A 23,982-nucleotide genomic window follows, 5' to 3' on the forward strand; every position below is an offset into this window, starting at 1 on the left:
CGGAAGCTAAGCCTCACAGCGCCGATGGTACTGCAGGGGGGACCCTGTGGGAGAGTAGGACGCCGCCGAACAAATTTTGGGAAAACCCCCGCATCTAAAGATGCGGGGGTTTTTTGCGTTCCAGGGGTTATGTGTCCCCCGAGGGGGCCAGAAATGCCGAATCAGAGCCGACCGGCCGCCTTCAGAGCGAGATAGGCGTCCGCCAGAGCCGGGGCCAGATCATCGGGCGTCGCGTCCACGACCGTTACGCCGTGACGGCGGAGTTGTTCCGCCGTGCGCTGACGTTCGCTCTGTGCGTGCGCCGCCGCGGCGGCCTCGTACACCGCCTCGGCGTTGCCTCGTGCCTGCGCCATTCGTGCGATGTGTGGGTCGGCCACCGAGGCGACGAGGACCGTGTGGCGCTGGGTGAGCTGCGGGAGCACGGGTAGCAGACCCTGCTCCACCGGCGCCGCGTCGAGCGTCGTGAACAGCACGATCAGGGAGCGCCGAGGGGCCGTACGAAGAGCCGTCGCCGTGAGCCCACGAGCGTCGGTTTCGACGAGTTCCGGCCACAGCGTTGCCATCGCGTTGACCAGGGACGGCAGGACATCGCCGGCGGAGCGGCCCTGGACCAGGGCGCGGACCCGGCGGTCGTAGGCCAGCAGGTCCACGCGGTCGCCGGCGCGGGAGGCGAGCGCCGCGAGGAGCAGCGCCGCGTCCAGGGAGGCGTCCAGACGTGGGATGTCACCCACTCGGCCGGCCGAGGTCCGGCCGCTGTCGAGAACCAGAAGGATGTGGCGATCGCGTTCGGGTCGCCATGTCCGGACGGCCACCGCGGACCGGCGGGCGGTGGCACGCCAGTCGATCGAGCGGGTGTCGTCGCCCGGGACGTACTCGCGCAGGCTGTCGAACTCGGTGCCCTCACCGCGGGTCAGCACGCTTGTGCGACCGTCGAGTTCACGGAGTCGGGCGAGTTTCGACGGCAGGTGCTTTCGGCTGGTGAACGGCGGCAGAACCCGTACCGTCCAGGGCACCCGGTGGGCGCCCTGGCGGGAGAAGAGACCGAGAGGGCCGTAGGAGCGGATCGTCACGCGGTCGGCCTGGCGGTCGCCGCGGCGGGTCGGGCGCAGCCGGGTGGTCACCCGCCGGCGTTCACCGGCCGGGATGGTGACGCGGTGCCGCGAGCCCTCCATCTCGGTGCCGGGCTGCCAGCTGCTGGGCGGCCAGGCGTCCCGTAGGCGTGCCCGCAGAAGGCGGCGGGTCGGGTTCGTGATCGTGAGTGTGACGTCGGCGGCCTCGTCGAGACGTGTGGAGGTGTCGCCGGAGCGGGACAGGACGAGCCGTCGTACGGGCGCCGCCAGTGCGTAGTCGCAGGCGCAGGCCAGGGCCAGGGGACCGTTGACCGCGAGGATGCCCGTCCAGCCGGGTTCCAGGATGCCGACGGGGATCGAACCGAGGGCCGCGAGGAGGGCGGCGCGTCCGGTGAGTGCCATCAGCGGGGTACCGGGACGTGGGCGAGGATGGCGTTGATGACGGAGTCGGCGGTCACACCCTCCATTTCGGCCTCGGGGCGCAACTGGACCCGGTGGCGCAGGGTGGGCAGGGCCAGAGCCTTCACATCGTCGGGGATGACGTAGTCGCGGCCCGTCAGCCAGGCCCAGGCCCGAGAGGTGGCGAGCAGGGCGGTGGCGCCGCGGGGGGAGACGCCGAGGGTCAGCGAGGGCGACTCGCGGGTGGCGCGGCAGATGTCCACCACGTAGGCGGTGATCTCGGGGGAGACGGTCGTCTTGGCGACCGCGGCGCGGGCCGCGTCGAGGTCGGCCGGGCCGGCGACCGGGCGTACGCCGGCGGCGCGCAGGTCCCGCGGGTTGAAGCCCGAGGCGTGGCGGGTGAGGACGTCGATCTCGTCCTGGCGCGACGGCAGAGGGATCGTCAGCTTGAGCAGAAAACGGTCCAGTTGGGCCTCGGGGAGAGGGTATGTGCCCTCGTACTCGACCGGGTTCTGGGTCGCGGCGACCAGGAACGGCTCCGGGAGCGGCCGCGGGGTGCCGTCGACCGTGACCTGGCGTTCCTCCATGGCTTCCAGGAGGGAGGACTGGGTCTTCGGCGGGGTGCGGTTGATCTCGTCGGCCAGGAGGAGGTTGGTGAACACCGGGCCGGGCTGGAAGGAGAACTCGGCGCTGCGGGTGTCGTAGACGAGGGAGCCGGTGACGTCGCTCGGCATCAGGTCGGGCGTGAACTGGACGCGCTTGGTGTCCAGTTCGAGCGCGGACGCGAGCGTGCGGACGAGCAACGTCTTGGCGACTCCGGGGACTCCTTCGAGGAGAACGTGTCCGCGGCACAGGAGGGCGACGACGAGGCCGGTCACGGCGGGGTCCTGGCCGACCACGGCTTTGGCGATCTCGGCGCGCAGGGCTTCCAGGGAGGCCCGGGCGGCGCCCGAGTCCCCGGTCTTCCCTGCGTTGTCAGTGGTCGGGTCCATCATGAACGGCGTACCTCTCTTTCGAGGGCGTCGAGTTGGTCGGTGAGTGCGATGAGGGCCGCGTCGTCGCCGGGCGGCGGTCCGAAGAGCAGGGCGTGCAGGGCCTGTCCGTCGCCGTGCAGGTGGGCGGACAGGGCGGGGAGCAGGGCTTCGGGCGCATGCGCCTGGGCGACGGGGACGCCGACGAGGGGGGCGAGGCGCGTGCGGGTGGTGGAGCGAAGAGCGGCTGCCGCGCGGTCGCGGGCGTTGGCCTTGCGGTAGAGGCGCGCGCGGCCTTCGGTGGTTTCGGAGGCGCGGACCGCGACGGGGAGTTTTTCGGGCACGAGGGGGCCGAACCGGCGTGCCCGCCAGAAGGCGGCGAGGGCCGCGGCGATGAACAGCTGCAGGGTGCCCCAGAGCCAGCCCGAGGGGAGCAGATCGAGGAAGCTCTTCCGCTCGCCGGTGTCGGTGGCGGAGGAGTCGGAGAGCGAGGGGAGGTACCAGACCAAATGGGGGCGGGAACCGAGGAGTTGGAGGGCGAGCGAGGCATTGCCCTGCTTGTCGAGGCGCTTGTTGTAGAGGATGTCGGGCGCGCCGAGCACGACGGTGTCGCCGCCCCCGGAGGCCGCCGGGAGGCGGATCAGGGTGGCGAGACGGTCGCTGGGGTAGCAGGAGTCGGCGTCGAGGTGGGTGGTCGTGTAGCGGATGCCACCGGTGTCGGCGCTGCCTGCGCGCCGGGCCTCGGGCAGGGTGCAGTCGGGGGCGAGCGTCGAGCCGAAGCTGGTGGCGGGGTCCGCGGTGACCCCGGGGGCGAGTCGCTCGACGGAGGAGCTGCCGGCGGCGACGAGGACGGTGCGGCCGCCGGCCTCCGCCGTCGCCGAGCGCAGTCCGGCCTGTTGACGAGGGGTCAGGAGGTCGGGGACGGCGACGAGGAGTGTGGTGTCCGGTCCGGCGGCGGCGCGCGCCGCGCCGAGCGAGGTGACCACGCGTGTGGAGACGCCCCGGTCGGCGAGGAGTTCGGCGACGGCGCGGCTGCCGTAGGGGTCGGCGGAGCGCGGGTCGAGTTCGCCGTGCCGGGTCTGGGAGCGGACGGCGGCCATCGCGACGGCCGCGACCAGGATCAGCACGACGGCGAGGCCGATTCCTCGCGTGCGGGTCCACACCTGGCGGGCGGTCGGAGATGTCGAAGTGGTCGGCAGCGTGGCCCCGGCGGTCATTCGGCGGCCCCCTGGCGGGTGTTGTGGGCCGTGCTGGTGACGCTGTTCGCGAGGACGGGCCGGCTGCGTTCCAGGTCCCGGTCGAGGTCGGCGATGCGCTGGTACGACTGCTGGTTCGCCCTGCGTCCACCGTATGTGACGTCGTCGAACTCCCGGGCGGCGGTGCGCAGTCGGTCCGTGTGCGAGGGGAGGGTGCGGCCGGCCTCGGCGGCCGCTTCGTCGGCGGTGCGGCCGGGCCGTACGTCGAGCAGGGTCCGTTCCTCCAGGGAGCGGACGATGGCTCGCATGCGTTCCTGGACGGCCTGGTTCCAATGGCCCTGGGCGGCGTGTGCCTCGCTGGCCGAGCGGTGTTCGGCGGCGCTGCGGGGGCGGTCGTCGAAGAGGGTCGGGGCGGAGACCGGTTGGCGGCGCGGGGTGCCCAGGCGCCACCACAGGGCGGCCAGGACGGCGACGACGAACAGGACCACGACAAGCAGACCGAGCGTGCCGCCGGGTGTCGCCGAGGACGCCGTGTCGAGCAGCCTGCCCACCCAGTCCCAGAAGGCGTTCAGGGCACGCTGGATCAGGCTGGGGTCGTTCTCGTGGTACATCCGCTTGGACAGCTCACGGCGTGCCGCCTCCCGTGCGGGATCGCGCGGAATGGTCACGGGCGGCTCGTCGCCCGAGCCGCCGATCGCCAGCACGGTGGTGTGCGCCGCGCCCAGCAGGCCGCGTACGGCCGATCCGGCGGCGCCCGGCAGGGCCGGTGCCGCCGTCAGAACTCCCCCCGTCGGGCTCACCGCATCAGCTCCCCGGGACGGGGCCGGGGGTGCCGACGCCGTGCTCCTGGACACCGGCGGCGCGGGCCAGTTCGAGGTCGAGGGCCTCGCGGCGGATGCGCTGGTCGATGTAGAGGAGCACGGTGACGCCCGCGTTGATCGGGAGGGTGAGCATGGAGCCGACCACCGAGCCGATGCCGCTGATGATCAGGAAGGTCCAGCCCGGGGCCTGGGTGTTGGTGGCGAAGAAGCCCGTCATGCCGTCGCCGCTGACGGCGGCCGCGATGAGGGCGAAGGGGACCACCACGAGCGACGAGACGATGTTGGCGATGATCCCGGCGAGCAGCTGGATGCCGAGGACGCGCCACCAGGAGCCGCGGACCAGCTTCGCGGAGCGGCTCATCGACTTCACGATGCTCTGCCGCTCCAGCATCAGCGCGGGCGAGGCCAGGGAGAAGCGGATCGTCAGCCACACCGCGACGATGGCGGCGGCGAGGAGACCCAGGACGACCAGCGCGATGCTGGCTCCCTCGTTTCCGCCGGCCACGGCGACGATGATGCCGGGCACCGCGCCGCACACCAGCACGCCGACGGAGATGAGGCCCAGCAGGAGGAGCAGCCCGAACAGCTTGGGGACCTGCGGGCGGGCGTCCCGCCAGGCCTCGCCGGCGCTGACCGGCTTGCCGAGGACGGCACGGCTGGTGACCGTGGTGAGCAGGGCGGTCGCGACGATGGTGCCGACGACGGAGATCACGGCGACGGCACCGGTGCCGGCCATGAGCGCGCCCAGGGCCCGGAATACCTCGCTCGCCGAGGCGCTGCGGTCGTTGAGGGTGTCGGTGGTCTCACCGTCGTTCAGCAGGAGACCCTGCAGGAGGATCACGCTCAGCTGGGTGACGATCGCGACCGTGAGCGAGATGCCGAGGACCGTGCGCCAGTAGGTGCGCATGGTGGAGACGGCGCCGTCGAGGATCTCGCCGACGCCGAGCGGGCGCAGCGGGATCACGCCGGGCTTGGCCGCGGGCGGGGGACCGCCCCAGCCGCCGCCCCAGGCCCCGTAGCCGCCGGGGGTGCCATAGCCGCCGGGAGGGCCGCCGTACGCGCCGCCTCCGTACCCGCCGGGCTGTCCGCCGCCCCATCCCGGGCCGGCCGGTGGGGGTGGCGGGGCCTGGCCGGGGCTCGGGGGGCCCGTGGGCGCGGGCCATTGGCCGGGGGGCGGCTGCTCGCTGGACCACTTCGGGCCTGGGCCCTGCGGATCTATGCCAGGCTGTGCGGCCGGCTCGGCGGGGCCGGGCTGGCCGGGACGGTCGGCGGGCTCGGCGGGGCCGGACGCGCCGGGTTCCCGCCCGTCGGACGACGGGTCGGATCCGGGCGAGGCCCAGCCCGGAGTGTCTGTCATCGAAGCTCCTTCACGGTGCCCGTCCGCGGTCGCGGCGGCAGGTTGGCAGACATCGTGCCATGGGGTGGTCATCGCGTGACCGGCCGCGGTAGGGGCTGCACTCCTTCAATTGTCCGCCGGATCCGGGGCAGACTGACGGCATGGCTGATCAGTACGCGCAATCCGGCGAGGACAAGCGGCCGACCGAGATACCCGTGATCCGATGGGAGGAGCCACCCGAAGGTCCTGTACTGGTACTTCTCGACCAGACGAGGCTGCCCACCGAAGAGGTCGAGCTGGTGTGCACGGACGCGCCGGCGCTGGTGGAGGCGATCCGTTCGCTCGCCGTGCGCGGGGCGCCGTTGCTCGGGATCGCGGGGGCGTACGGCGTCGCGCTCGCCGCCGTGCGGGGCTTCGACGTGCAGGAGGCCGCGCGGGCGCTCGAGGGGGCCCGGCCCACCGCGGTGAACCTCGCTGTCGGGGTGCGCAGAGCCGAGTCCGCCCACCGCACGGCGCTCGTCGGGACCGGCGACCCGACCGTGGCGGCGACGGCGGCGCTGACCGCGGCGCGGACGCTGCACCGGGAGGATGCCGAGGCAAGCACCCGTATGGCCGCTCACGGCCTGGCGCTGCTGGACGAGCTGCTGCCGGGCGGCGGGCAACGGATCCTGACCCACTGCAACAGCGGATCACTGGTGTCGGGCGGGGAGGGGACCGCGTTCGCGGTGGCCCTCGCCGCGCACCGGGCGGGACGGCTCAGGCGGCTGTGGGTGGACGAGACGCGTCCGTTGCTGCAGGGCGCTCGCCTGACGGCGTACGAGGCGGCTCGCCACGGCATGGCGTACACCTTGCTCACGGACAACGCGGCCGGTTCGCTGTTCTCGGCGGGTGAGGTGGATGCGGTGCTGATCGGGGCGGACCGGATCGCGGCCGACGGTTCGGTGGCGAACAAGGTGGGGAGCTATCCGCTCGCGGTGCTCGCGCGGTACCACCATGTGCCGTTCATCGTGGTGGCGCCGGTGACGACGGTGGATCCGGACACGCCGGACGGGGCGTCCATCGAGGTCGAGCAGCGTCCCGGTCATGAGGTGACCGAGGTGACGGCACCCCAGGTGCACGTGGCGGGAGCAGGGGGCGGGATTCCGGTGGCGCCCCTGGGGACCCAGGCGTACAACCCGGCGTTCGACGTGACGCCGCCCGAGCTGGTGACGGCGATCGTCACCGAGGAGGGAGCCGTTTCGCCCGTGACGGCCGAGTCTCTCGCGGAGCTGTGTGCCAGGTCCCGCCAGGTGACGACCGGCTGATGGGGTGATGTCGTGCCGGTCCACGACCACGGCCCCTCCGCCTGCGGTGTGCCGCAGACGAGGGGCCGTGACGTCCATGGCGGCATCGACAAGGGCTCGCGTGAGGCCACGGGCCGGGGCGCCGTTCGCGACTGCGGGTCCGTACGAGCGGGCGTGAGATGCGGTGCTCCCGTCCCCTACGGAGCTCGTACGGAGCTCTTACGGAGCTGGGGAGGGTGGTGGGCCGAGAAGTGGGGAACGGCTCACCTCGGGGCTCATCACCGTCCGACACGACTGCGGGGAGGCCTCATGGCCGACCATGCCGCGCACGCACACACGGCACAGGAGTTGATGAAAGCGGTTGAGCGTGAAACCACAGGGCGCCTCTCCCAGGAGCAGCGCCCCAGGGCGGCCCACGCGGAGGCGCTGCTTGCACTCGCGGCAGCGATCAACGAGCGGCGGAGCGCGGTCGAGCCGAGCTGACATCCGTGACTGACATGGACGTCGGCGGACAGGGGCAGACAGTGACGGCCCCGTACGACTATCGTCACAGGCCAGTGAGCTGCCTCACCTGGGACTCTGTCGTCGTTACGAGAATGGGATGATGTCGTTTATGAAGGGACGAGTCCTTGTCGTCGACGACGACACCGCACTGGCCGAGATGCTCGGCATCGTGCTGCGTGGTGAAGGTTTTGAGCCGTCTTTCGTAGCCGACGGCGACAAGGCGCTGGCCGCTTTCCGTGAGACCAAGCCCGACCTGGTGCTGCTGGACCTGATGCTGCCCGGTCGGGACGGTATCGAGGTGTGCCGCCTGATCAGGGCGGAGTCCGGGGTGCCGATCGTGATGCTCACGGCCAAGAGCGACACCGTCGATGTCGTCGTGGGCCTGGAGTCGGGCGCCGACGACTACATCGTGAAGCCGTTCAAGCCGAAGGAGCTGGTGGCCCGGATCCGGGCGCGGCTCAGGAGGTCGGAGGAGCCGGCGCCGGAGCAGCTCACCATCGGTGACCTGGTCATCGACGTGGCCGGGCACTCGGTGAAGCGGGACGGGCAGTCGATCGCGCTGACCCCGCTGGAGTTCGACCTGCTGGTCGCGCTGGCCCGCAAGCCGTGGCAGGTGTTCACGCGTGAGGTGCTGCTCGAGCAGGTGTGGGGGTACCGGCACGCCGCCGACACCCGCCTGGTCAACGTCCACGTCCAGCGGCTGCGCTCCAAGGTCGAGAAGGACCCGGAGCGGCCGGAGATCGTGGTGACCGTCCGCGGCGTCGGTTACAAGGCAGGACCGAGCTGACATGTCCGGGGACAGTGCCGCTTCGGCTCCCGGCCGGTCCGGGGCCCGTCCGGAGCGGCCTGTCGGCCGGAAGGCGGCGGGTTCGCGCAGGGGACGCCTCTTCGAGGGTGGGCTGCTGCAGGGCGGCGTGAAGGGCAGCCCGGTCGTCCGCCTGTTCATGCGCTGGGTGCGCCGCCCGCTGCTGCCCGTCATGCGGCTGTGGCGGCGCAACATCCAGCTCCGGGTCGTCGCCACGACCCTGCTGATGTCACTGGGCGTCGTCCTGCTGCTGGGCTTCGTCGTGATCGGGCAGGTGCGCAACGGCCTGCTGGACGCGAAGGTGAAGGCGTCGCAGAGCCAGGCCACCGGCGGGTTCGCGGTGGCCAAGCAGAAGGCCGACGAGGCCGCCGGCGGCACAGGCACGGGGAGCGGCACCGGTGACGGCACCGCCGACGCCGACGGACGGCAGTCGCAGAACGTCATCCAGTGGATGAGCGATCTCGTGGAGTCGCTCTCCAGCGGCGGCGCCGGCGCCTTCGACGTCGTGACGCTGCCCGTGGGCGACGACAGCGGCGGCGGGCGCAGCCCGCGCGGCTCCGGAAACGTCAACCCGTCCTCCAGCATGCCCGCCGACCTGCGGGACCGGATCAACAGCAGTACGACGGCCGCCCAGAGCTACACCCGGATCGTCTACTACAACGGCAAGGAGTCCCAGCCGGCGCTGGTCATCGGCAAGCAGGTCAACGACCCCAACGGCCACCCCTACGAGCTGTACTACCTCTTCCCGCTCACCCAGGAGGAGAAGTCCCTCAGCCTGGTCAAGGGCACGCTCGCCACCGCGGGCCTCTTCGTCGTCGTACTGCTGGGCGCCATCGCCTGGCTGGTGGTGCGACAGGTCGTCACGCCGGTGCGGATGGCGGCCGGGATCGCGGAGCGGCTGTCTGCGGGGCGCCTGCAGGAGCGGATGAAGGTCACCGGCGAGGACGACATCGCCCGCCTGGGCGAGGCCTTCAACAAGATGGCGCAGAACCTCCAACTGAAGATCCAGCAGCTGGAGGACCTGTCGCGGATGCAGCGGCGGTTCGTCTCCGACGTCTCGCACGAGCTGCGCACACCGCTGACGACCGTTCGGATGGCCGCCGACGTCATCCACGAGGCCCGTGAGGACTTCGATCCGGTGACCGCCCGGTCGGCCGAGCTGCTCGCCGACCAGCTGGACCGGTTCGAGTCGCTGCTCGCGGACCTGCTGGAGATCAGCCGCTTCGACGCGGGCGCCGCCGCGCTCGAGGCCGAGCCCATAGACCTCAGGGAGGTCGTGCGGCGGGTGGTCGGCGGGGCCGAGCCGCTCGCCGAGCGCAAGGGCACCCACATACGTGTCATCGGCGACCAGCAGCCTGTCGTCGCCGAGGCCGATGCCCGGCGGGTGGAGCGCATACTGCGCAATCTCGTCGTCAACGCCGTCGAGCACGGCGAGGGCAAGGACGTCGTCGTCAAGCTCGCCTCCGCGGGCGGTGCGGTCGCCATCGCGGTGCGCGACTACGGAGTCGGACTCAAGCCCGGCGAAGCGACCCGCGTCTTCAGCCGCTTCTGGCGGGCCGACCCGGCACGCGCGCGTACCACCGGCGGTACGGGCCTCGGACTGTCGATCGCCCTGGAGGACGCCCGGCTGCACGGCGGCTGGCTGCAGGCCTGGGGCGAGCCGGGCGGCGGTTCGCAGTTCCGGCTGACACTGCCGCGGACCGCGGACGAACCGCTGCGCGGCTCGCCGATACCGCTGGAACCCAAGGACTCGCGGCGCAACCGCGGACTCGACGACGCCGGCCTGCCCCGCGGCGGCGAGGAGAAGCGGGCGACGGTTCCGGTGCAGCCCGGCGGCGGCCAGGCACCGCCGCTGCCCGCGCGCACCCCGATCGCCCCGCGCCTGACGGCCGGCAGCCCCGCCGCCGACCCGACCGCGCTGCCCGGCAACGGCAACGGCGCACGCGTGGTCCCGCGGCCCGCCGGCGGCACGCGCCGCCCCGGGCCCGGAGCGGGACCGGCAGCCGACACACACCAGGGCCGTCCGGATCCGGCCGGGCCCAAGGACTCGACCGAGCCAGGGGAGGCATTTCGTGGGCGCTGACCGCGAGGGGGGCGTCCGGCACCGGCCGGGACGCGCGGTGGCCTTCGCCGCCTGCGGGGCCGTCCTGCTGGCCGGGTGCGCCTCGATGCCCGACAGCGGGGATCTGCGGGACGTCGAGTCCACGCCGCGGCAGGAAACCGGGGTCCGCGTTTTCGCCATGCCGCCCGCCGACGACGCCCAGCCCAACGAGATCATGCAGGGGTTCCTCGAGGCCCTGACCAGCGATGATCCGCAGTACGACACGGCTCGCAAGTACCTGACCACCGATGCCGCGCGTACCTGGCGGCCGGAGCAGTCGGCCACCGTCCTGGCGAACGGACCGAGTGTGGTGCGCGACCCGCAGCCCGGCGGCCGGGAGGTGACCGACACCAGCAGCCTCACCTACGCCCTGACGGGCAACCGGGTCGCCACCGTCGACGACCAGCAGGCGTACGCGCCCGCCGACGGGTCCTACAGCAACAAGGTGCACCTTTCCAAGGACGCCAAGAGCGGTCAGTGGCGCATCGACAAGCTGCCCCAGGGCGTCGTCATGGGCAAGTCGGACTTCCAGCGCAACTACACGTCCGTCAACAAGTACTACTTCGCCTCCACCACGACGGTGGGGACGACCGGGCAGCCGGTCGCGGTCGCCGATCCCGTGTTCGTCCGCGGCAAGGTGGACCCGATGACCCAGGTGGTGCGGTCGCTGCTGGCCGGGCCCACCAGCTGGCTCGGACCGGTGGTCCGGTCCAGCTTCCCGACCGGTACCGCCCTGCAGAAGGGCGTGCCGGGGCTGGCACCGGACGACCAGAACCGACTGACGGTGCCGCTGAACGACAAGGCCTCGCGAGCCGGATCCGTCAAGTGCACGGAAATGGCGACCCAGTTGCTGTTCACGCTGCGGAACCTGACGCCGACGCTGGAGTCGGTCGAGTTGCAGGGGCCCGGCGGACACCGGCTGTGCGACCTCACCGGGGAGCGCGCCGACTCCGCAGCCTGGCACGCCTCGGCCCAGCACCCGGAATACCTGTACTTCCTCGACGGCAAGCACCGGCTGGTGCGGATGCCGACCGGGAGTACGGGGACCAGTGCCGTTCGGGTGCCGGGCCCGCTGGGGGAGGGCGAAAGGGAGATGCAGTCGGTGGCCGTGTCGCGGGACGAGCACACAGTGGCCGGGGTCGGCGCCGACGGCAAGTCCCTGTACGTGTCCTCGCTGGCGGCGGGTGGTTCGCTCGGGGAAGCGGTGGTCAGCAGCCAGGGGGCGACCGTGGCCGACCGGCTGACCACGCCGAGTTGGGACGCCCGCGGCGACCTGTGGGTGGCCGACCGCGACCCTCGCCATCCCAAGCTGTACGTCATGGACCAGGGGGGCGGCAAACCGGTGGAGGTCGCCATCCCGGAGCTGCCCGGGCGCATCCGGGACGTGCGGGTGGCGGCCGACGGGGTGCGGGTCGCGCTGGTCGTGGAGAAGGACGGCAAGCAGTCCCTGCTCATCGGGCGGATCGAGCGTGAGGACAAGTCGGGGGCGCGTCCCGCGGTCGTCGAACCGCGCTCGGCCGCGCCCGACCTGGAGCAGGTCACCGCCATGTCCTGGGCCGGGGACAGCCGGCTGGTCGCGGTCGGCCAGGAGCAGGGTGGCGTGCACCAGATGCGGTATGTCCAGGTCGACGGCTCGGCCCTGGACGGTCCGGCGCCCGCTGCCCTGTCGGGTGTGAAGGCGATAGCCGCGTCCGAGGACGAACGGGTGCCGCTGGTGGCCTACTCGGAGGACGACGGGATCGTACGACTCCCGTCCGGGGCTCAGTGGCAGAAGGTGGACAAGGACGGGACGGCACCGGTCTATCCGGGCTGAGGACGGGATCGCGGCGGCTTGTCCGGTCGAGGAGGCCGTCGCGATGGCTCGGGCTGAGGACGGGGTCCGTGTCGGGGACCTGCCCGGGCTGAGGACGGGGCCGCGGTGGCTTGCCCCGGGCCGAGGACGGGATCGTGTCGGAACCTGCCCGGGCTGAGGGCGGCACGGCGTCGGCCTCTCCGGGCCGAGGACCCCGTGATGCGGGGCGTCCTCCCTACGCCCGCGTCCGTACGGCCATCACTCGTGTGGGTGATGAGCAGCGGACTTCGCTCCGCGGCGTCCACAGGGCGTTTTCCACAGGGGTGGCCGCTCGTCCCGGGTGTTGGCACAGTGGTGGGCATGCGGGGGTGGTGGAAGGACCTCACCGACCTGGTGCTGCCGGCCGAGTGCGCAGGCTGCGGGGCACCTCGTACGGAGCTGTGTCCGAGATGCCGCACCGCCCTGGGCGGAGCCGCGCCGCGCCGCGTGCGGCCGGTGCCGGAACCGCCCGGACTGCCGGTCGTGCACGCGGCGGCCGCGTACGCGGGAGAAGTACGGGCTCTCCTTCTCGCTCACAAGGAGCGGGGCGCTCTGGCGCTGGCGGGAGCCCTGGGCGCGGCCCTGGCGGAGGCCGTGCGCGCGGGCCTCGGGCCGGCCGGGCCCGATGACGTGGTGACGGCACGGCGGGGACCGGATGGTGCGGCTGAGGGACGGCAGGGGCCCAGGACCGTGCTGCTCGTCCCCGTGCCCTCCGCCCGCTGGGCGGTGCGGGCACGTGGGCACGATCCGGTGCGGCGGATGGCGCTCACGGCGGCCGGTGAGCTGCGGCGCACCGGGACACCGGCCCGGGTGGCCGCCGTGCTGCGGCAGCGGCGTGCCGTGGCGGACCAGGCGGGGCTCGACGCCCGGCAGCGCCTGGAGAACCTCGCCGGGGCGCTGGAGGTGAGGGAAGGCGGAGCGCGGCTGCTCACCGCGGGCCGTGTCGTGATCGTCGACGACCTGATCACGACGGGCGCGAGCCTCGCGGAGGCGGCGCGGGCCCTTCGGGAGGCGTCCGTATCACGCCGTGATCGGGGAAAGGCTGTGTATGAGGCTGCAACTCGGGAAGGAAGGGGGGAACGAAGGACCGGAGCATGGCCGGAGGGGAAGATGTGGGTGCATGGTGCACCGGAAAAGGCGGCACCGAAGGCCGCCGGAGAGGCACTCCATGCAGCCGTGGTCGCCGCTCCTCGGGATTCTTTCGAAATAAACAGGAACTGAGCGCGAACTTGCATCGTTGCAGGTAGCGAGAGGGCCAATTCACCTGAACGGAGGTACGCCGCGGTAGAGGGTGACGACATCCGTCCGGGCGAGATATGTTCGGTTGTGAGGAAAGGCGCAGGCCACACCTCTCATATCCGAATGCCGCGCTGTGGGCTTTCCTGAATCGCCCGCGGCGGTGGGGTGGAGATCTTGCCCATGGGGGAGGAGGAGGTGGAAGTCACCGAGTCCGAGGTTCCGGGGCTCACCGGAGCCTGGTGCAAAAGGGAGATGCTCCGCCGATGGAGCGGAGCGATCCGGGAACGGAGTTCTGCGTGGACATCGTCGTCAAGGGCCGCAAGACCGAGGTGCCCGAGCGGTTCCGCAAGCACGTGGCCGAGAAGCTGAACCTGGAGAAGATCCAGAAGCTCGACGGCAAGGTGATGAGCCTCGACGTCGAGGTGTCCAAGGAGCCCAACCCTCGTCAGGCCGACCGGTGCGACCGAGTGGAGATCACGCTGCGGTCCCGCGGTCCGGTGATCCGGGCGGAGGCGGCGGCCAGCGATCCGTACGCGGCACTCGACCTGGCGGCGGAAAAGCTGGATGCACGGCTGCGCAAGCAGCACGACAAGCGTTTCTCGCGCCGCGGCGCACGCCGGATCTCGGCGGCCGAGGTTCCCGACCATGTCCCGGGCGTGGCGACGCTCAACGGCAACGGCCTCCCCGTCCACGAGGACGAGACGGACGGAGTGCCGACCAGGAAGATCGGCTCGCTGGAGGTCAAGGGCGAAGGCCCCCTGATCGTCCGCGAGAAGACCCACGTCGCCGACCCGATGAGCCTCGACCAGGCCCTCTACGAGATGGAACTGGTCGGCCACGACTTCTACTTGTTCGTCGACTCCGAGACCAAGGAGCCGAGCGTCGTCTACCGGCGACACGCCTACGACTACGGCGTCATCCACCTCAGCACGGACCCGATGGTCGCTGAGGCGCAGCCCCCGGCGGCAGGGGGCACGCTGGGTGGCTGACCCGCCCGGCCGAAGCTGAGCCTGTGCCCCTGGGAGCGCGTGTGCGCCCCCAGGGGCACCGGTGTGCGACCACTTCGCGCCCCGCTCGTCACCTCGGCGTCGTCCGGGCATGAAATCATGGCCGCACCGGCCCAACCGGTGGGTCGTTGCCTTGGGTTGGCGATGGCACAGAACCACAGGCCACAGCCTTCAGGGGGAGGAACGATGGCGGACACCTTCGGACCGATGCGAGACGCTGACGCCGACGACGGTGTCAGCGGTATGGGCCCGGACACGGGCTCTTCGCGCAAGGAACCGATCCGAGTCCTGGTCGTGGACGACCACGCCCTCTTCCGCCGCGGCCTGGAGATCGTGCTCGCGGCCGAGGAGGACATCCAGGTCGTCGGCGAGGCGGGCGACGGCGCCGAGGCCGTCGACAAGGCCGCGGACCTGCTGCCCGACATTGTGCTGATGGATGTGCGGATGCCCAAGCGCGGCGGGATCGAGGCCTGCACCTCCATCAAGGAGGTCGCACCCAGCGCGAAGATCATCATGCTGACGATCAGCGACGAGGAGGCCGACCTCTACGACGCGATCAAAGCGGGCGCGACCGGATATCTCCTCAAGGAGATCTCCACGGACGAGGTGGCCACCGCCATCCGCGCGGTGGCCGACGGGCAGTCGCAGATCAGCCCGTCCATGGCGTCCAAGCTGCTCACCGAGTTCAAGTCGATGATCCAGCGCACCGACGAACGACGGCTGGTGCCCGCGCCGCGGCTGACCGACCGCGAGCTGGAGGTCCTCAAGCTCGTCGCGACCGGGATGAACAACCGGGACATCGCCAAGGAGCTGTTCATCTCCGAGAACACCGTGAAGAACCACGTCCGCAACATCCTGGAGAAGCTGCAGCTGCACTCCAGGATGGAAGCGGTGGTCTACGCGATGCGGGAGAAGATCCTCGAGATCCGCTAGTGCCTGGGTGTACTCGGCCATGAGGTCGGTGACTCGCGTCGCCTGAGGTGCCCTCCCCCACTGCCTCAGGGGCGTGGGTGCGCCCCCAGCGGCGTTGTCGTCGGTTGCCGACGGTCCCCCGCGCTCGGCTGCGCTCGCGCGGGGCCCCCATCGCGTCGACGCCCTCCTCCGCCTTGCAGCTGGACGCGCCAGGCCCCGCTCACCTGTGCTGACGAGGGCACCGTTGCCCGGAGCCGGCCTGATCCGCCGGACAGGCCCTAGCCGAGCAGACCGGCGAGTTCCCGGGTGAGGGGCTCGCGCAGTTCGGGTGCGTCCACGCGCTCCGCGCGGACGTCCGTGCAGTTCACCCAGGTCGCCGCCTCGACCAGGGCCTGTGCCACCGCCGGGACCGCCTTCGGGCCGTCCAGGGTGACCTGCCTGGCCACCAGAGTGTGGCCCTCGCGGGCCGGGTCCACACGGCCGACCAGCAGGCCGCCGGCCAGTACCGGCATCGCGAAGTATCCGTACACCCGCTTCGGCTTGGGGACGTAGGCCTCCAGGCGGTGGGTGAAGCCGAAGATCCGCTCCGTGCGCGCCCGCTCCCAGATCAGTGAGTCGAACGGGGAGAGCAGCGTGGTGCGGTGGCGGCCGCGCGGGGGTGTGGCGAGGGCCGTCGGGTCCGCCCAGGCCGGCTTGCCCCAGCCCTCCACCTCGACCGGCACCAGACCCGATTCGGCGATCACCGCGTCGACCTGCTCGCCCTTGAGGCGGTGGTAGTCGGCGATGTCCGCGCGCGTGCCGACGCCGAGGGACTCGCCGGCCAGCCGGACCAGACGGCGCACGCACTCGGTGTCGTCCAGCTCGTCGTGCAGCAGCGCGGCCGGGATCGCGCGCTCGGCGAGGTCGTACACCCTCTTCCAGCCGCGGCGCTCGACGCACACCACCTCGCCGTACATCAGCGCGCGCTCGACGGCGACCTTGGTGCCGGACCAGTCCCACCAGTCGTTGGTCTTCTTCGCACCGCCCAACTCCGTGGCCGTGAGCGGGCCTTCCGCGCGCAGCTGCTTGATCACCTGGTCGTAGGCGCCGTCGGGAAGCTGGTGGTTCCAGTGCGGGCGGGCGCGGTAGGCGCGGCGGCGGAACGCGAAGTGCGGCCACTCCTCGACGGGGAGGATGCACGCGGCGTGCGACCAGTACTCGAAGGCGTGGGTGTCCTTCCAGTACGCGGACTCGACGCTCTTGCGGCCGACCGCGCCGAGGCGGGCGTACGGAACCAGCTCGTGGGAGCGAGCCAGGACCGAGATGGTGTCCAGCTGGACCGCGCCGAGGTGGCGGAGCACCCCACGGACACCGGCGCGCCGGTCGGGCGCACCGAGGAATCCCTGGGCCCGCAGGGCGATACGGCGGGCGTCGTCCGCGGTGAGGGTGGTGGTGGGGCGCGGCAGGGTCGTCATGTGTCGGACGATAGAGGGTGGCACTGACAGCGCTGGATGACCTGCGGTTTCGCCCCGGTGGGGTCAGGTCCGGGCGGGCAGGTACGGCGCCGTCGACGGCAGGCCCAGGTCCGACGGGAGCAGGGAGCCCACCCAGCAGTCCCGGCGCACCCCCTTGTTGTTGACGGCCGAGCGCAGGGTGCCCTCGACGGTGAAACCGGCGCGCTCCGCCACCGCGCGCGAGGCGCCGTTGCCGACCTCGGCCCGCCACTCCAGGCGGTCGACGGACAACGTGGTGAAGGCCCAGCGGGCGGCGGCGAGGGTGGCCTCGGTGATGTAGCCGCGGCCGCGGTGTTCCTTCACGGCCCAGAAACCGACCTCGCCGACCCCCAGCGCACGCATCGTGATGCCGAGCATCCCGGCCAGTTCCCCCGCGGGGAGAAACACGCCGAACGTGTACATCGTGTCGTGCGCCCAGCCGTCGGGCACCATGTGCCCGGTGAAGCTCTCGGCGTGCTCGCGAAGGTAGGGCGACGGGAACTGGGAGATCCAGCGCTGCAGGTCCGGATCCTGGGCGGCCTCGTACACCGCCTCGGTGTCGTCCGGGCCGACAGTGCGCAGCATGAGACGGTCGGTGGGGAGAGCGACGGGTTCCATCGGCCGATTCTGCGCCGGAGACCCGTGCCATGTCAGCGTTTTTCGCGGTGCGTGAGCGGGTGATCACATTTCGCGCAATTCCTTGTCGCGGGGCGGCACCATCCGCGGTATCCGTCCGTTGTCCCGGGTGAAACAGCCGTCGGGCCGCCAGGCCTCCCGGCATGGCCGGGTCCTCGCATACGATGGCCGTTGCTCAGTACGTACAAAGGCAAACCGACCGTCCCAGGCCCGACCGGCAAGGAGACCAGCCCCCGTGTCCGTCCTCTCGAAGATCATGCGTGCAGGCGAAGGAAAGATCCTGCGCAAGCTGCACCGCATCGCGGACCAGGTCAGCTCCATCGAAGAGGACTTCGTCGACCTCTCCGACGCCGAGCTGAGGGCCCTCACCGAGGAGTACAAGCAGCGGTACGCCGACGGTGAGAGCCTGGACGACCTGCTCCCCGAGGCGTTCGCCACCGTCCGCGAGGCCGCCAAGCGCGTCCTCGGCCAGCGGCACTACGACGTGCAGATGATGGGTGGTGCCGCCCTCCACCTCGGCTATGTGGCCGAGATGAAGACCGGTGAGGGCAAGACCCTCGTCGGCACGCTGCCTGCTTATCTGAACGCCCTCTCCGGAAACGGCGTTCACCTGATCACGGTCAACGACTACCTGGCCGAGCGCGACTCCGAGATGATGGGCCGCGTTCACAAGTTCCTCGGCCTGAGCGTCGGCTGCATCCTGGCCAACATGACGCCGGCCCAGCGCCGCGAGCAGTACGAGTGCGACATCACGTACGGCACGAACAACGAGTTCGGCTTCGACTACCTGCGCGACAACATGGCGTGGTCGAAGGACGAGCTGGTGCAGCGCGGCCACAACTTCGCCATCGTGGACGAGGTCGACTCCATCCTGGTCGACGAGGCCCGTACGCCGCTGATCATCTCCGGCCCGGCCGACCAGGCCACCAAGTGGTACGGCGACTTCGCCAAGCTGGTCACGCGCCTCAAGTCCGGCGAGGCCGGCAACCCGCTCAAGGGCGTCGAGGAGACCGGCGACTACGACGTCGACGAGAAGAAGCGCACGGTAGCCATCCACGAGAACGGCGTCTCCAAGGTCGAGGACTGGCTGGGCATCGACAACCTCTACGAGTCGGTGAACACCCCGCTCGTGGGCTACCTGAACAACGCCATCAAGGCCAAGGAACTCTTCAAGAAGGACAAGGACTACGTCGTCATCGACGGCGAAGTCATGATCGTCGACGAGCACACCGGCCGTATCCTCGCCGGCCGCCGCTACAACGAGGGCATGCACCAGGCGATCGAGGCGAAGGAAGGGGTGGACATCAAGGACGAGAACCAGACGCTCGCCACGATCACCCTGCAGAACTTCTTCCGCCTCTACAGCAAGCTCTCCGGCATGACCGGTACGGCCATGACCGAGGCCGCCGAGTTCCACCAGATCTACAAGCTCGGCGTGGTGCCGATCCCGACCAACAAGCCGATGGTCCGCAAGGACCAGTCGGACCTGATCTACCGCACCGAGGTGGCCAAGTTCGAGGCGGTCGTCGACGACATCGCCGAGAAGCACGAGAAGGGCCAGCCGATCCTCGTCGGTACGACGTCCGTCGAGAAGTCGGAGTACCTGTCCCAGCAGCTCAGCAAGCGCGGCATCCAGCACGAGGTGCTGAACGCCAAGCAGCACGAGCGTGAGGCGTCGATCGTCGCCCAGGCCGGCCGCAAGGGCGCCGTGACCGTGGCCACCAACATGGCCGGCCGTGGTACGGACATCAAGCTCGGCGGCAACCCCGAGGACCTCGCCGAGGCGGAGCTGCGCCAGCACGGCCTCGACCCCGACGAGCACATCGAGGAGTGGGCGCACGCCCTGCCCGCCGCCCTGCAGAAGGCCGAGCAGGCGGTCAAGGCGGAGTTCGAGGAGGTCAAGGACCTCGGCGGGCTCTACGTCCTGGGTACCGAGCGGCACGAGTCGCGGCGTATCGACAACCAGCTGCGCGGTCGTTCCGGCCGTCAGGGCGACCCGGGCGAGTCCCGCTTCTACCTGTCCCTCGGTGACGACCTCATGCGGCTCTTCAAGGCCCAGATGGTCGAGCGCGTGATGTCGATGGCGAACGTGCCGGACGACGTGCCGATCGAGAACAAGATGGTCACGCGCGCCATCGCGTCCGCGCAGTCGCAGGTCGAGCAGCAGAACTTCGAGACGCGTAAGAACGTTCTGAAGTACGACGAGGTGCTCAACCGGCAGCGCGAGGTCATCTACGGCGAGCGCCGCCGCGTCCTGGAGGGCGAGGACCTGCACGAGCAGGTGCAGCACTTCACGGACGACACGATCGACGCGTACGTCGGCGCGGAGACCGCCGAGGGCTTCCCCGAGGACTGGGACCTGGACCGGCTGTGGGGTGCGTTCAAGCAGCTCTACCCGGTGAAGGTCACCGTCGAGGAGCTGGAGGAGGCGGCCGGTGACCGGGCGGGTCTGACCGCCGAGTTCATCTCCGAGTCCATCAAGGACGACATCCGCGAGCAGTACGAGTCCCGGGAGGGCCAGCTCGGCTCCGAGATCATGCGGGAGCTGGAGCGCCGGGTCGTGCTGTCGGTCCTCGACCGCAAGTGGCGCGAGCACCTCTACGAGATGGACTACCTCCAGGAGGGCATCGGCCTGCGCGCGATGGCCCAGAAGGACCCGCTGGTCGAGTACCAGCGCGAGGGCTTCGACATGTTCACCGCCATGATGGAGGGCATCAAGGAGGAGTCCGTCGGCTACCTGTTCAACCTGGAGGTCCAGGTCGAGCAGCAGGTCGAGGAGGTCCCGGTCGAGGAGGCCCAGCCGGTGGCGGAGGGTGTCCAGGACACCGTGCCGGCGCAGGCGGGCGCGCGTCCGGAGATCCGGGCCAAGGGGCTGGATGTTCCGCAGCGGCGGGATCTGCACTTCTCCGCGCCCACCGTGGACGGTGAGGGCGGCATCGTGGAGCGCGACCTCGAGGACGACGAGCCTGTCCGCTCCGAGTCCGACGGGCTGACGCGCGCCGAGCGCCGTCGCCAGGCGAAGGGCGGGCGGCGCCGCAAGAAGTGACCTGCGGCGCTTGCGCCGTGGACTCAGGGCCGGGTCTCCTTCGGGGGCTCGGCCCTTCGGCTTGCGGTGCGGTGTGGTGCGTCGCTCCGCTGCCTGTCGCCCCCTGCCCGCTGCCTCTGCCCACTGCTGTGGCTCCCTGGCCCGCGCAGCTGCTCGGGACGGCGTCCGTGCAGGCGGGGGGTGGCTGGCCAAGGGCTGTCCCGTAATCCCGGGCGGGCGCACGATGACAGCTACGGCACCTCGCCGCTTTGTCGGATCGCCCGCATACGCCCAGTATGAGGACGACCCTCCGCCTTGCGATGCACCGCATCCGACGCCGCGCGCTGATCGACCGGATCAGACCCACGTCGTGAAGGTAGGACAGCTCTTAGTCCTCGGGGAGGCGTGGGGGCCTGGGGCCTTCCAGTTCCACCGCGGTGCAGCGCCAGCGGTGGTCCGGCCCCTGCTCAAGACGGAAGGCCATCGCACGCAGCTGGTTGCCGGCGGCGATGCGGGCGAAGACTTCGAGGGCGCCGGTGCGGGGGACGTAGTAGCCGATGTCGCTGACGACGGGGCGGGTGCCGTGGGTGCGCAGGGGCCCGCGTTCGGCGAGGCGGGCGAGGTCGTCGTAGGCGCGGCCCGCGGTGTGCCGGAGCATCCAGTGGACGGGTCGCCGGCCGCTGAGGACGGCCAGCAGACGGTCGGCGAAGAGGTCGGTGGGGCGCGGCTGCGCCACGGCCGTCCCCGGCGCCGTGACGGCCCTGCCGGGCACCGGGTTGCGGGGCGGTGTGCTGCCCGGCCGACGGGAGTCCTGGCGGGTCGGCGGACGGTGGCGCGGGCGGGGGTGAGCGGTGCGGCTCATGACCTTGTTCATGGGGATCCCCGTTCGGCGGGCCCGGAACGTACCGGGCGGTAACTCGCTGGTGGGGATCTTGTACGGGGGCGGGGACGGCCGTCGCAAGGGAGGCGGGGTGCCTGGTGAGGGGCCAAGGACGTTCACCTATCCGAGTGGTGAGGGTCCCCGAAAGTCCCGTGGGCGAGCGGGGGGACCGGGTGAGGTGGAGGGCGGTGGGTGGACGCGGCCGGGGGTGCGGGCCGGGCCTCGAAAGGGGACGGCCGCACGTATCCTGAAGGCCCGTCGGTGACCAGGAAAGAGCGGCCAGCCATGCGCGTCTACGTCCCCCTGACCCTCCCCGGTCTCGCCGAGGCGCACAAGACGGGTGAGCTGGGGAGCGGCCCCTTCGTCGCCTACGCCGTCACGCCTGCTCTGCGTGAGTGGTACGTGTCCGAGGACATCGAGGAGCTGGAGTACGCGGCGCTCAGCCGGGCCGCGCTGGCCTCGCTCCGGCTGCTCACGGCCGATCCGGATGCGGTACGGCGCCGGGTCGTGGTCGCCGTCGACGTGGCCGACGGTGCCGCCACGGCCGACCCGGACCGCGGACTCGATCCGGCCGCGCTCGGCGAGGTGACGGTGGCCGCCACGGTGCCGCTCGCGAAGGCGGCGGCCGTGCACGTCGACGCCGGCGACGCGGAGGCGGACGTGGCCGCGGCGGCCGGAGCGCTGGAGGCGGCCGACGGCGGTGACGACGGCGCGCAGTTCGTCGTGGACGGGGCCGAGGACCACGAGCTGCTGTGGTACGCCAGGCAGGAGATCCCCAACCTGGTGGACCTGGCCTGACCTGGCCCGGCGAGTCCGCGGGTGGCCCGTCCGCCTTGATTGTCGGTGCGGGCGGGTACGGTCTTTGACATGGGGATGCACAAAGGCGCGCACATTGTCTGGGACTGGAACGGGACGCTGTTCCATGACAATGACGCGATCATCGGGGCGACGAACGCGGCCTTCGCCGAGCTGGGGCTGGCGCCGATCACCCTGGAGCAGTACCGGACGCTGTACTGCGTGCCGGTGCCGAAGTTCTACGAGCGGCTGCTCGGCCGGCTGCCCACGGCTGCCGAGTGGGAGCTGATGGACGGGGTCTTCCACCGGTACTACGCGGAGCACCGGATCCTGTGCGGGCTGACCGAGGGCGCGGCCGACCTGCTCGCGGGGTGGCGGTCGGCGGGGCACAGCCAGTCGCTGCTGAGCATGTACGGGCACGAGGAACTGGTGCCGCTGGTGCGGGGCTTCGGGATCGAGGCCCACTTCCTGCGGGTCGACGGGCGTACGGGGCCCTCCGGCGGCAGCAAGGCCGAGCACATGGTGCGGCACCTGGAGGCGCTCTCCGGGGCGGTGGAGCCGGCGCGGACCGTGGTGATCGGTGATGCCGCGGACGACGCGGTCGCCGCGGGGCATGTGGGGGCGCGGGCCGTGCTGTACACCGGCGGCTCGCACAGCCGGGCCAGCCTGGAGGGGGCCGGAGTGCCGGTCGTGGACACATTGGCCGAGGCGGTGGCGGAGGCGCAGCGGCTGGCGGCGTGAGCGGGGGCCGGTGCGGCGCCCGGCGCCGGTGCCGGCCGGGGATCAGGACGTGAGACCGGCGCTGCCGGGCGGGCGCCGTCCGCTCATGTCACCGGTGCCTTCGCCCGCAGCACCTTGAGGAACTCCCGCATCCACCCGGGATGGTCCGGCCACGCGCGGGAAGAGACCAGGGTGCCGTCCACCACCGCTTCGGCGTCCTCGAAGTGGGCTCCGGCGGACTGCATGTCCAGCTCCAGGGCCGGATAGGCGGTGACCCGGCGGCCGCGGAGGCTGTCGATGGCGGCGGTGAGCAGGGGGCCGTGGCAGATCTGGGCGACCGGCTTGTCGGCGTCGAAGAAGGCCTTGAGGATCTTGCGCAGTTCGAGGTCGTTGCGCAGATACTCGGGGGCGCGGCCGCCGGGGATGACGATGGCCGCGTACTGGCCGGGGTCGACCTCGGAGAAGGCGAGGTCGGCGGGCCAGGTGTAGCCGGGCTTCTCGGTGTAGGTGTCGAAGCCGGGCTCGAAGTCGTGGACGACGAAGCGGAGCGTCTTGCGGGTGGGGGCCGCGATGTCGACCTCGTAGCCCTCCTCGCGCAGGCGCTGGTAGGGATAGAGGACTTCCAGGGACTCCGCTGCGTCGCCGGTGATGATGAGGATCTTCGCAGGCATGTCGGTTCCTCCCGGGCGGCACGGTCCCCTCCGCGGGGGACGGGCACTGTTGTGGGCAACGTGCCTCCGAAGGGCGCGACTGCCAAGAGGGCCCGTCGCTTTCAGGGTGCGTCCCGCAGCGTCCGGGCGCGACCGGATACGCCACCTTCCCGCGCGTTGCCGCTGTGCAGAACGTCAAACTTCACCCCCCGGTTTTGTACACATACGGCTCATGACGGCCCCCGGGTGAGGAGCGATAGCCTGGTGGCGTGATCAGCGCGATATCTCGCGGGGGCGATGCTGCCCCTGCCCTGCGCCCGGGTTGCACG

At 71.3% G+C, this 23,982-nt stretch carries 20 protein-coding genes; 11 read left to right on the forward strand and 9 right to left on the reverse strand.

The features are described 5' to 3' along the window. Window positions 1–161 precede the first annotated feature (161 nt). The 5 genes from ACIRU3_RS03130 to ACIRU3_RS03150 are packed head-to-tail and all read right to left on the reverse strand — an operon-like array spanning window position 162 to window position 5,814. Window positions 162–1,472 carry a DUF58 domain-containing protein gene (locus tag ACIRU3_RS03130; RefSeq protein ID WP_404050576.1) on the reverse strand — a complete coding sequence of 437 codons (1,311 nt, stop codon included), beginning with the start codon at window positions 1,470–1,472 and terminating at the stop codon, window positions 162–164. Then, complete coding sequence (locus ACIRU3_RS03135; protein ID WP_404050578.1) at window positions 1,472–2,461, reverse strand: AAA family ATPase; 990 nt, start codon at window positions 2,459–2,461, stop codon at window positions 1,472–1,474. Before ACIRU3_RS03135 ends, ACIRU3_RS03130 begins: the two co-directional genes overlap by 1 nt. Continuing rightward, complete coding sequence (locus ACIRU3_RS03140) at window positions 2,461–3,657, reverse strand: DUF4350 domain-containing protein (protein ID WP_404050580.1); 1,197 nt, start codon at window positions 3,655–3,657, stop codon at window positions 2,461–2,463. Before ACIRU3_RS03140 ends, ACIRU3_RS03135 begins: the two co-directional genes overlap by 1 nt. Beyond that, window positions 3,654–4,436: a DUF4129 domain-containing protein gene (locus ACIRU3_RS03145; RefSeq protein WP_404050583.1), complete on the reverse strand. Its 783-nt coding sequence runs from the start codon at window positions 4,434–4,436 to the stop codon at window positions 3,654–3,656. Before ACIRU3_RS03145 ends, ACIRU3_RS03140 begins: the two co-directional genes overlap by 4 nt. 4 nt (window positions 4,437–4,440) lie before the next feature. Beyond that, window positions 4,441–5,814, reverse strand: a complete 1,374-nt coding sequence (locus ACIRU3_RS03150) for a glycerophosphoryl diester phosphodiesterase membrane domain-containing protein (protein WP_404050586.1) — start codon at window positions 5,812–5,814, stop codon at window positions 4,441–4,443. A 140-nt stretch (window positions 5,815–5,954) separates the two neighbouring features. On the opposite strand from ACIRU3_RS03150, the gene mtnA reads away from it, so the two are divergent. The 8 genes from mtnA to ACIRU3_RS03190 all read left to right on the forward strand — a co-directional run bounded on the left by mtnA (window position 5,955) and on the right by ACIRU3_RS03190 (window position 15,496). Next, complete coding sequence (gene mtnA, locus ACIRU3_RS03155; RefSeq protein ID WP_404050589.1) at window positions 5,955–7,097, forward strand: S-methyl-5-thioribose-1-phosphate isomerase; 1,143 nt, start codon at window positions 5,955–5,957, stop codon at window positions 7,095–7,097. 288 nt (window positions 7,098–7,385) lie between these two features. After that, window positions 7,386–7,559, forward strand: coding sequence for a hypothetical protein (locus ACIRU3_RS03160; RefSeq protein ID WP_404050592.1), 174 nt, complete (start codon window positions 7,386–7,388; stop codon window positions 7,557–7,559). 118 nt (window positions 7,560–7,677) lie between these two features. Next, the gene (gene mtrA / locus ACIRU3_RS03165; protein ID WP_191870552.1) at window positions 7,678–8,367 is read left to right on the forward strand and encodes a two-component system response regulator MtrA; all 690 of its coding nucleotides are present in this window, start codon (window positions 7,678–7,680) and stop codon (window positions 8,365–8,367) included. Between the two features lies 1 nt (window position 8,368). After that, window positions 8,369–10,468 (forward strand): MtrAB system histidine kinase MtrB, encoded by a 2,100-nt coding sequence (gene mtrB / locus ACIRU3_RS03170; protein ID WP_404050595.1) that lies wholly within the window; start codon window positions 8,369–8,371, stop codon window positions 10,466–10,468. Continuing rightward, window positions 10,458–12,299: an LpqB family beta-propeller domain-containing protein gene (locus ACIRU3_RS03175; protein WP_404050597.1), complete on the forward strand. Its 1,842-nt coding sequence runs from the start codon at window positions 10,458–10,460 to the stop codon at window positions 12,297–12,299. Before mtrB ends, ACIRU3_RS03175 begins: the two co-directional genes overlap by 11 nt. Before the next feature lie 339 nt (window positions 12,300–12,638). After that, window positions 12,639–13,538 (forward strand): ComF family protein, encoded by a 900-nt coding sequence (locus ACIRU3_RS03180; protein ID WP_404050599.1) that lies wholly within the window; start codon window positions 12,639–12,641, stop codon window positions 13,536–13,538. 314 nt (window positions 13,539–13,852) lie between these two features. Beyond that, window positions 13,853–14,545: a ribosome hibernation-promoting factor, HPF/YfiA family gene (gene hpf / locus ACIRU3_RS03185; protein WP_404051865.1), complete on the forward strand. Its 693-nt coding sequence runs from the start codon at window positions 13,853–13,855 to the stop codon at window positions 14,543–14,545. A gap of 204 nt (window positions 14,546–14,749) precedes the next feature. After that, complete coding sequence (locus tag ACIRU3_RS03190; RefSeq protein ID WP_404050602.1) at window positions 14,750–15,496, forward strand: response regulator; 747 nt, start codon at window positions 14,750–14,752, stop codon at window positions 15,494–15,496. Between the two features lie 257 nt (window positions 15,497–15,753). Here ACIRU3_RS03190 and ACIRU3_RS03195 read toward each other — a convergent pair whose 3' ends face one another. Then, window positions 15,754–16,929, reverse strand: coding sequence for a winged helix-turn-helix domain-containing protein (locus ACIRU3_RS03195; RefSeq protein ID WP_404050604.1), 1,176 nt, complete (start codon window positions 16,927–16,929; stop codon window positions 15,754–15,756). Between the two features lie 63 nt (window positions 16,930–16,992). Continuing rightward, window positions 16,993–17,565, reverse strand: coding sequence for a GNAT family N-acetyltransferase (locus ACIRU3_RS03200; RefSeq protein WP_404050606.1), 573 nt, complete (start codon window positions 17,563–17,565; stop codon window positions 16,993–16,995). 253 nt (window positions 17,566–17,818) lie between these two features. Here ACIRU3_RS03200 and secA point away from each other — a divergent pair, with 253 nt between their 5' ends. Continuing rightward, window positions 17,819–20,629, forward strand: coding sequence for a preprotein translocase subunit SecA (gene secA, locus ACIRU3_RS03205; RefSeq protein WP_404050609.1), 2,811 nt, complete (start codon window positions 17,819–17,821; stop codon window positions 20,627–20,629). Window positions 20,630–20,996: 367 nt separating this feature from the next. Here secA and ACIRU3_RS03210 read toward each other — a convergent pair whose 3' ends face one another. Beyond that, on the reverse strand, window positions 20,997–21,482 hold the full coding sequence (locus ACIRU3_RS03210; RefSeq protein ID WP_404050611.1) for an Rv3235 family protein: 486 nt from the start codon (window positions 21,480–21,482) through the stop codon (window positions 20,997–20,999). A 291-nt stretch (window positions 21,483–21,773) separates the two neighbouring features. Here ACIRU3_RS03210 and ACIRU3_RS03215 point away from each other — a divergent pair, with 291 nt between their 5' ends. Together ACIRU3_RS03215 and ACIRU3_RS03220 are read left to right on the forward strand one after the other, a co-directional pair. Next, the gene (locus tag ACIRU3_RS03215; protein WP_404050614.1) at window positions 21,774–22,286 is read left to right on the forward strand and encodes a DUF6912 family protein; all 513 of its coding nucleotides are present in this window, start codon (window positions 21,774–21,776) and stop codon (window positions 22,284–22,286) included. Between the two features lie 69 nt (window positions 22,287–22,355). Further along, window positions 22,356–23,024 carry an HAD family hydrolase gene (locus tag ACIRU3_RS03220; RefSeq protein ID WP_404050617.1) on the forward strand — a complete coding sequence of 223 codons (669 nt, stop codon included), beginning with the start codon at window positions 22,356–22,358 and terminating at the stop codon, window positions 23,022–23,024. A gap of 83 nt (window positions 23,025–23,107) precedes the next feature. Here the strand turns inward: ACIRU3_RS03220 and ACIRU3_RS03225 are convergent, their stop codons facing one another. Beyond that, a complete protein-coding gene (locus ACIRU3_RS03225; RefSeq protein ID WP_404050620.1) occupies window positions 23,108–23,674 on the reverse strand; it encodes a DJ-1/PfpI family protein in 567 nt (188 codons plus the stop codon). Between the last annotated feature and the right edge of the window lie 308 nt (window positions 23,675–23,982).

This window comes from Streptomyces sp. NPDC101151, from assembly GCF_044768335.1.
Taxonomy (GTDB): Bacteria; Actinomycetota; Actinomycetes; order Streptomycetales; family Streptomycetaceae; genus Streptomyces.

Bases quoted from the DNA above. Each gene is read 5' to 3' on its own strand.
- ACIRU3_RS03225 (WP_404050620.1), bottom strand. From the start codon at position 23,674: ATGCCTGCGAAGATCCTCATCATCACCGGCGACGCAGCGGAGTCCCTG.
- ACIRU3_RS03210 (WP_404050611.1), bottom strand. From the start codon at position 21,482: ATGAACAAGGTCATGAGCCGCACCGCTCACCCCCGCCCGCGCCACCGT.
- mtnA (WP_404050589.1), top strand. From the start codon at position 5,955: ATGGCTGATCAGTACGCGCAATCCGGCGAGGACAAGCGGCCGACCGAG.
- mtrB (WP_404050595.1), top strand. From the start codon at position 8,369: ATGTCCGGGGACAGTGCCGCTTCGGCTCCCGGCCGGTCCGGGGCCCGT.
- mtrA (WP_191870552.1), top strand. From the start codon at position 7,678: ATGATGTCGTTTATGAAGGGACGAGTCCTTGTCGTCGACGACGACACC.
- ACIRU3_RS03220 (WP_404050617.1), top strand. From the start codon at position 22,356: ATGGGGATGCACAAAGGCGCGCACATTGTCTGGGACTGGAACGGGACG.
- ACIRU3_RS03200 (WP_404050606.1), bottom strand. From the start codon at position 17,565: ATGGAACCCGTCGCTCTCCCCACCGACCGTCTCATGCTGCGCACTGTC.
- ACIRU3_RS03180 (WP_404050599.1), top strand. From the start codon at position 12,639: ATGCGGGGGTGGTGGAAGGACCTCACCGACCTGGTGCTGCCGGCCGAG.
- ACIRU3_RS03130 (WP_404050576.1), bottom strand. From the start codon at position 1,472: ATGGCACTCACCGGACGCGCCGCCCTCCTCGCGGCCCTCGGTTCGATC.
- ACIRU3_RS03160 (WP_404050592.1), top strand. From the start codon at position 7,386: ATGGCCGACCATGCCGCGCACGCACACACGGCACAGGAGTTGATGAAA.
- ACIRU3_RS03135 (WP_404050578.1), bottom strand. From the start codon at position 2,461: ATGGACCCGACCACTGACAACGCAGGGAAGACCGGGGACTCGGGCGCC.
- ACIRU3_RS03140 (WP_404050580.1), bottom strand. From the start codon at position 3,657: ATGACCGCCGGGGCCACGCTGCCGACCACTTCGACATCTCCGACCGCC.
- ACIRU3_RS03215 (WP_404050614.1), top strand. From the start codon at position 21,774: ATGCGCGTCTACGTCCCCCTGACCCTCCCCGGTCTCGCCGAGGCGCAC.
- ACIRU3_RS03150 (WP_404050586.1), bottom strand. From the start codon at position 5,814: ATGACAGACACTCCGGGCTGGGCCTCGCCCGGATCCGACCCGTCGTCC.
- ACIRU3_RS03195 (WP_404050604.1), bottom strand. From the start codon at position 16,929: ATGACGACCCTGCCGCGCCCCACCACCACCCTCACCGCGGACGACGCC.
- ACIRU3_RS03190 (WP_404050602.1), top strand. From the start codon at position 14,750: ATGGCGGACACCTTCGGACCGATGCGAGACGCTGACGCCGACGACGGT.